The organism is Okeania sp. SIO2B9 (assembly GCF_010672505.1).
Lineage (GTDB): Bacteria > Cyanobacteriota > Cyanobacteriia > Cyanobacteriales > Microcoleaceae > Okeania > Okeania hirsuta.
The window spans coordinates 1-3,096 of sequence record NZ_JAAHGK010000937.1; the positions used below are offsets into that span (position 1 = coordinate 1).

Genomic DNA, 3,096 nt, shown 5'->3' on the forward strand with positions numbered 1-3,096 from the left:
GCCGCCCTTGCCCACCACCAGCTTGGCGCCGGACTTGGCAAACCACTCCCCAATCCACTTGGCAAACCGGAACATAGAAATTATGGCAGCTAGAATATTAACCATTGGTTGGGACAAAATTTGCATATCATTTTAATAGGCTCTATAAGTATATATTATGTAATAATACATTTTGAAGCTTTAAATGTCAATATAACTCAAGTCCGACAGCATCGGTATGATCGAGTGCAAGCAATAACAAATTCAAAAAAGGTAGTGACATCTTAATTGGTAATTGATTCCGACAATAAAAAATCATCAATTCCATAAATTATAAAAATTCAACACTTTTTCCTCTTTTTAATCCTGTTTTTCTTTCCCTGTTCCCTGTTCCCTATGTTGTGACTGTAGCAATATTTTATGAACTATAAGGAAGAAAGAAAAAGTAGAGATTTACCAAGTTTTTATACAAACTATACCAATGGACATGATATGATTGATAAATTGATTTAGAATCTGAGAAAGCTAAAGCAGAGAAAAAGTATTTTATTTCCTCTGCTTCTTGTTCTATTTCTTTACAGGGTTATTGACATCCTCACTCGTTAAGTCGCTCGATTATAACGAGGAATTCCCAAACCTCATGATTTAGGTTTACTGCTTGAGTGGCACTTATCTAGATTGTTTCCAACCCCCGACAGTGCGCCTACACAGTCAATTTGTTGAACCACTATCTGTAAAGGCGGCAGTAACACCTCAATGACAAATCACTTTTGCAACTGACACATGACGCATTATTTCGTGATTATAACATAATTCGGTAGTGGTGTACAAGTAGCAATCTTCTTAAAAAAATTAAGTGGGCAAGCAAATACTATTCCGATAAAACGATTGAATTAGATATATTTTCTCTTGCCTTTTGCCAGATGAGTGGTGTTAAGTTAGACTCTTGCAAATCAAGGTCAGTATCTGTTTTTATTTTGGTCACGATTCACCTTCCGGTAAATCTAAGATTATACCGAGAGTCCTCTCGCTCCATTTTAGATAGGTTTTGATAAACTCCCGACGCTACACTTGAGCAACAACGCGGGATTAACCCGCAGAAGAGTTGCAGCTTGTATAGAGGTAATGTCTTCCCCCTATGCCCATTAGTATTCCATATTATGGCTCTCCCATAGGGCTCTGAATCAAATATTATAGGGTGGGGACTTTCCGCCAGAAAAGTTAACTAGCTAAATAATCATTCATATCTTGTTTTCTTTTACGAAGTTTACTTAGAGCTTCTCTTTCTATTTGTCGTACTCTTTCACGACTAATATTTAGGCGATCGCCAATTTTTGAGAGAGTCATACTTTGTCCATCCTCTAAGCCAAATCTTAATGCCAAAACTTGCTTTTGTTGGGGAGTCAGGTCAGTCATAATTGATTCTAAATCACTACGCATGGAAGATTGGAGAGCATAATCTTCTGGAGAAGCTCCTGTATCTTCTAGTAGGTCTCCTAACTCCGTATCTTGATTGTCCCCTACCCGTAAATCTAGTGATAGAGGTAAGCGAGCGCGTTCCAAACATTCACGAATTTGTTTTGGAGTGAAACCTAGTTCTTCTGCTATTTCATGGGTAGTGGCAGAGCGTCCTAACTCTTGAGTTAGTTGGCGTTGGGCTTTTTTGATCTTATTCAGCTTTTCTGTAATGTGAATCGGCAAACGAATTGTACGACCTTTTTCTGCTATGGCCCTAGTTATGGCCTGGCGAATCCACCAATAAGCATAAGTGGAAAATCTATAGCCCTTGGTAGGGTCAAATTTTTCTACCCCTCTCTGCATACCGATAGTGCCTTCCTGTATTAAGTCAAGCAAATCTACATTTCGTTTGATATACTTTTTAGCAACAGATACTACCAATCGTAGATTGGCCTCCACCATTTTTCGTTTGGCTCTTTCACCTTCGCGAACAATTCGCTGCAATTCATGACTAGATAAGTTTGTGGCCTCAGCCCATTCTGCTATTGTCGGTTCGCGGCCTAAACTTTCGGTGAGGGTCTTATTTACTTCATGCAAAGCTGTGAAGCGTTGTACTTGTTTTCCATAAAGAATTTCTTCTTCATGGGTTAATAGGGGGACACGGCCAATTTCTCTGAGGTAAGTGCGTACAGAATCGGTGTCTGAGATTTTTGTCTTCATAACTCTTCTCCCGCTAGATATCTCTACTGGTAGGGTTTCGAGCGCCCTGTTTTGAGTTAGCAAGAAAAGCGGGCGGGTATTGCGCTTTCCTTGGATTTTTTTTAAGAAGTTTGTTCTATGGCCATTTGATATAATTAATTTGGCCTACAGAAATTCTAAATTATAAATTTGATATTTCTGAGATTTTAGATCTGGTCAAAAAACCAAATTATCTTTTATCTTTTGAATCTATTTGTAAGAATTTGTGGACAATAAAAGAAGTTTTACTATTTTTTGAGAATTTAGATTAGATTTTGACTAAGATTCAAGTGCTTTAGTACAGAATCCAGATTGGATTGGCCTAAAGTACAGCTTTTTCGTTTCTTATCTATTCAGATAATTATGATGGCCTTTACACTACTCAATACTATGTTAAGAATGTTAACATTTATTACGTCTTATGGCTATACCTATAAGGATGATTTTTCAGATGAATGAGTTTAATTACCTAAATTAGTTAAATTATCTATAAGAGGGTACTCATAAATTCTTAAAAAAATTGCATCCTGCACAACAAAATCACAAAAATTTTGCAAAAATACTTAAACAAGGTCAAAAAAAGAGTATATGAAGTATATTTACTTGACTTTTGACTTTCAATTTTAAACTTTTGACTATCTTGAGTATGTCTTTAATTCTGTTTGCATAACATTTCGCAGCGAAATGTTTGCTCAGAATTACTTAGTCATTTTTGGCTTCCGCGAAGCGGTTGAGTTACTTAATATATGACTTATTGCCTTGGTATTATTACTGAATCTGGTATTTAAATGGCCTCTGACTCTCGTACTAATGCGGGAGTAGACTATATTTCCACTTACCTGAAGCTATTTGATTTTTCTCTGACTGGGAGCGGGTTATCCTCATCAGCACTTCTGGAAATTTGTCAATTACTCAAGGAGT

General features: G+C 36.9%; 1 protein-coding gene and 1 pseudogene. One reads left to right on the forward strand and one right to left on the reverse strand.

What is annotated here, in order from left to right; translation table 11 throughout:
* Positions 1-1,200: 1,200 nt before the first annotated feature.
* Entirely contained in the window at positions 1,201-2,157 is a 957-nt protein-coding gene (locus F6K13_RS25690; protein ID WP_124144412.1) for an RNA polymerase sigma factor, RpoD/SigA family, read from the reverse strand.
* A gap of 806 nt (positions 2,158-2,963) precedes the next feature.
* Here F6K13_RS25690 and F6K13_RS25695 point away from each other — a divergent pair.
* Positions 2,964-3,096 (forward strand): annotated as a pseudogene (locus tag F6K13_RS25695) (peptidase); the annotation flags it as partial.

What these genes read in the sequence shown, in the direction of transcription:
- F6K13_RS25690 (WP_124144412.1), bottom strand. Translation starts at nt 2,157, where the DNA reads ATGAAGACAAAAATCTCAGACACCGATTCTGTACGCACTTACCTCAGA.